General features: G+C 58.8%; 3 protein-coding genes. 1 reads left to right on the forward strand and 2 read right to left on the reverse strand.

All coding sequences use genetic code 11. From position 1 onward, the window contains the following. Positions 1 to 186: 186 nt before the first annotated feature. Positions 187 to 1,248 (reverse strand): YeeE/YedE family protein, encoded by a 1,062-nt coding sequence (locus tag MRY75_RS18910; RefSeq protein WP_292309565.1) that lies wholly within the window; start codon positions 1,246 to 1,248, stop codon positions 187 to 189. A gap of 237 nt (positions 1,249 to 1,485) precedes the next feature. On the opposite strand from MRY75_RS18910, the gene MRY75_RS18915 reads away from it, so the two are divergent. Then, positions 1,486 to 2,718 (forward strand): MFS transporter, encoded by a 1,233-nt coding sequence (locus MRY75_RS18915; RefSeq protein WP_292309566.1) that lies wholly within the window; start codon positions 1,486 to 1,488, stop codon positions 2,716 to 2,718. A 3-nt stretch (positions 2,719 to 2,721) separates the two neighbouring features. On the opposite strand, the gene MRY75_RS18920 is transcribed toward MRY75_RS18915, so the two are convergent. Then, a complete protein-coding gene (locus MRY75_RS18920) occupies positions 2,722 to 3,099 on the reverse strand; it encodes a hypothetical protein (protein WP_292309567.1) in 378 nt (125 codons plus the stop codon). Positions 3,100 to 3,195: the final 96 nt, after the last annotated feature.

Here is a 3,195-nt window from a genome sequence, read left to right on the forward strand (position 1 = left end):
CGCGATACCGTAACCGACAACTTCCGCGTCGTATCCCTAGAAAAATACAAAATCGTCTGAAACGACATCAGGTCAATTCAGGCGCATGAGTATAGAAAAAGAATGGGCCGAGCATAGCACGGTTTTGCGGTCCGCGAAGTCAGTAAATCCGGACCTCACGGTGTTTTCGCGCGGGCGGCGCTGTCGTCAGACGGCAGCAGGTTGCCCGCGTCCGCCCAGTGCCATGTCCATGCTCATCCCGCCAATCCACATGCAGAACAGCGCAAGCCACGCGGTTCCGGCAAAGATCGAACCGCCGGTGACACCGGCGCCGATGGCGCAACCACCTGCCAGCATTCCACCAAACCCCATAAGCGCCGCGCCGATCATCGCGTTGCGCATGGGCGTCGGCCCTTCGAAGCCTTGGAATTTGAGCTCTCCTGTGAAGAGCGCGGCAAGGAACGACCCGATCACCACACCCGGCACAAGGCCCACGTCGAATTCCAGAATGGAGGATCGGTCCAGAAAAAACATCAACGTGTTTGCTGATGGTCCTGTGAACGTGGCGCTTTCGATCTGAACCGGGTCAAAGGCCACGCGGCTCAGCGCATAGGTCAACGCCCATCCCATGGCGACGGCAAAGCCGACTCCGGACGCGAAAACAAGGCGTTGCCAGCCGATCTGGTTGCGTCGTGACAACTCGAGCGCGAGCAGCGCAGTCGCCAGCCCGAAGACGAGCCCCGATCCGTCCGGCAGATGAAGCGCCGTCAGGAGGTCGAGGTTGCGCCCGCCCGAGGTGATCCACATCGCAGCAAGCCGGTCGCGGATCGGGGCAAGCCAACCCGTGAGGCTCATCTGTGCCACCACGGCAAAAATCAGGCCCGAGACCACGGAGCGCAGGTTCCCGGTCGCCGCAAGGACGAGCAGACGGCCGGAACAACCGCGGGCAAGCACCATACCCGCTCCGAACATCAGCCCGCCAATGATGGCACCGGACCAGCTTCCTGGAACCGCCATCATGCGCGCCTCCGTCGTGTCGATGAGACCGAACATCTGGGCCGCCTGAACCCAGACCACGGCGGTCGAAAAGGTCAGCAGCCAGACTGCCACCTTGTCCTGCATCATGCCCCGAGCGAATTCGACTGTGGCGGCGCGCAGGCAGAAACGCGATCGCTGTGCCGCAACACCAAAGGTGATGCCGGTGATCAATCCGAACAGCGCAGCCGTTGGGGCTTCGCCGATCCGGTCCACAAGGGTCACGAGGTCCATGGCGGTCTCCGATTGGGTTGGCCATGCATGCACGTCCATGAATATGTGCGCTTTGATCTGGATCAGGTCGCAGCAGGCCCATTAACCGAATCTCAGGGTTTCGAGGGCAAAGCTGGCGCTGCCCGGCCATCCGACAGCGACCAAGAGAAAGGATTGATCATGTGACCCTCTGCACAAAGACTGTTCACGCGCCGCTTGCCTCTCGCCAAGGGAGGAAAGCAGGCGTAAAGGAACGTCATGAAACGTGTTGTTCCCCTTGCCGATGCACGTGATCTGCCGGTTCACCGACGGCCCATCACCTTGCTGTTCCTCATGGCCATTGCCATGCCGCTGTCCTTTGCGACCTGGTCGGCGTTGCTGAACAACTTCGTCATCGAAGTGGCGCAGTTTGACGGTGCGGATATTGGCTGGCTGCACACCGTTCGGGAAATCCCCGGCTTTCTTGCCGTCGGAGTGATCGCCGTGATCATATTCGTGCGGGAACAGACGCTTGCGATGATCTCGCTCGCAATGCTGGGTGTTGCGACGGCGATGACGGCGTATTTCCCGTCGATGGGCGGGCTGCTCTTCGTGACATTGATCAGTTCCATCGGGTTTCACTACTATGAGACGGTGAACCAGTCGCTGCAGTTGCAATGGCTGCCCAAGGACCGCGCTCCACAGATGCTGGGCCTGCTCGTTTCCGCCGCATCGGCCGCGACACTGGTGGCCTATGGGGTGATCGTGGTCACATGGCGGGCCTATGACCTGAGCTACAACTTCGTCTACATGGTCTCCGGCGCGCTGACCCTCGCCATCGTGGCCTATTGCGTCGTGATGATGCCGCAGTTTGAAGCCCCCAACCCGCAGGTCAAAAAGTTCATCCTGCGGCGGCGCTACTGGCTCTATTACGCGCTGCAATTCATGTCTGGCGCGCGTCGTCAGATCTTTGTCGTGTTCGCGGCGTTCATGATGGTGGAACGCTTCGGGCTGGATGTCGACCAGATCACCAAGCTGATGCTGGTGACACTTGTGGCGAACATGGTGCTGGCGCCGATCCTGGGCCGGGTGGTGCATCGGTTCGGCGAACGCAATGCGATGGCGGTGGAATATGTCGGGCTGGTCGTTGTCTTTGTGCTTTACGGCGGCATCTACTGGTTCGGCTGGGGCGTCATGCTTGCCACGGTACTGTACATCGTGAACAACATTTTCTTCGCGCTGGCGTTGGCCTTGAAGACCTACTTTCAGAAAATCGCCGATCCGGGCGATATCGCCCCCACGGCCGCGGTGGCCTTCACCATCAACCACATCGCCGCAGTCTTCCTGCCGGCGCTGCTGGGGTATATGTGGCTGGTCTCACCCGGTGCCGTGTTTGGGCTCGCCGCTGGCATGGCGCTCGTGTCGCTGATGCTGGCGCTGATGATCCCAAGGCATCCGGAACCCGGGAACGAGACCGTGTTTTCGGCGCTCGTCACTGCACCGGCAGAGTGACCTTCATCGACACAACGGTGAAATATTGAAGAAGGTGATCTGTTCTTTGATCATCTCCATTTCAATTTTTGATGCACACCCACTGTCGGTCAACGCTGTGCCTTCCAGTGTTGTTGATCCACCTGACATGCTCACGCCCGAAAACGAGATGTCGGTATAGGGCTGAACACCGTCAAAAATCGCGAGGATTTTCTGAGAGTTTTCTTCGGTCTGCAGGGATTGGTGAAGGAAAGCTCTGGCTTGTTCATGGTTTCCGGTGCTGCTGAGCATCAGGAAATCGCGCGCGACCGTGCGCGCACCCGAACTGAAATACATGATGGCGGCATAGCCGAGCACGGCAAGTACGGCGATCACGCCGATGATTTTCAGAAATGTTTTCATGATATACTCATGCGCCTGAATTGACCTGATGTCGTTTCAGACGATTTTGTATTTTTCTAGGGATACGACGCGGAAGTTGTCGGTTACGGTATCGCG

This window comes from Marivita sp., assembly GCF_022763305.1.
Classification (GTDB): Bacteria; Pseudomonadota; Alphaproteobacteria; order Rhodobacterales; family Rhodobacteraceae; genus Marivita.

Bases quoted from the DNA above. Each gene is read 5' to 3' on its own strand.
- MRY75_RS18910 (WP_292309565.1), bottom strand. From the start codon at position 1,248: ATGGACCTCGTGACCCTTGTGGACCGGATCGGCGAAGCCCCAACGGCT.
- MRY75_RS18915 (WP_292309566.1), top strand. From the start codon at position 1,486: ATGAAACGTGTTGTTCCCCTTGCCGATGCACGTGATCTGCCGGTTCAC.
- MRY75_RS18920 (WP_292309567.1), bottom strand. From the start codon at position 3,099: ATGAAAACATTTCTGAAAATCATCGGCGTGATCGCCGTACTTGCCGTG.